General features: G+C 63.1%; 1 pseudogene. It reads right to left on the bottom strand.

The features are described 5' to 3' along the window. A pseudogene (locus FL625_RS18010) lies at positions 1-773 on the bottom strand (IS3 family transposase); the annotation flags it as partial.

The raw sequence follows: 773 nt of genomic DNA, 5'->3' as shown, positions 1-773 counted from the left end.
TCGCCTTGCTGGTGAACTCGGTCCCGTTATCACTGACGATGCAGGCTGGTTTTCCGTAAATCCTGACCAGCGCATCCAGTTCCCGCGCCACCCTCGCCCCCGATATGCTCGTGTCGGCGATCAGCGCCAGGTTCTCGCGGCAGCAATCGTCGTTGACCGCCAGAATGCGGAACTTGCGGCATGCCCCGAACGTGTCGGACAGGAAGTCTAGGGACCACCGCTGGTTCGGGCGCAGCGGCATCGGCATTGGTGTCCGACTGCCGCGTGCCCGTTTGCGGCCACGACGGCGACGCACCGAGAGCCCTTCCTCCCGGTAAATCCGGTAGAGCTTCTTTCCGTTCATGATCATGCCCTTGCGCTCCAGCAGGATGCCCACGCGCCGATAGCCGAAGCGACGGCGCTTCTCGGCGATCTTGTGCATCTCCTCACGGATTTCCGGGTTGTCGGGCGGCCTGTCACGCCGCACCGTCTTCGGATCGACACCGATCAGGACGCAGGCCCGGCGTTGGGAGATCGGATGATCTCGCATCGCCCGCAGCACCGCGTCCCGCCGCGCCATCGGTGTCGTCAGGGTTTTCCCAACAGATCTTTCAGAACCACGTTATCGAGCATGGCATCCGCCAGCAGGCGTTTCAGCTTCGCATTCTCGTCTTCGAGCTGCTTCAGCCGCTTAGCGTCGGACAGGTCCATCCCGCCATACTTGGCCTTCAGCTTGTAGAAGGTCGCGGGGCTCAGCCCGTGCTTCCGGCACAACTCGGAGGTCGGCAAGCCAG

Source organism: Tabrizicola flagellatus, assembly GCF_008271465.1.
Classification (GTDB): Bacteria; Pseudomonadota; Alphaproteobacteria; order Rhodobacterales; family Rhodobacteraceae; genus Tabrizicola; species Tabrizicola flagellata.
The sequence above is the reverse complement of the archived record's forward strand: the minus strand, read 5'-3'. Positions and strand labels throughout refer to the sequence as shown.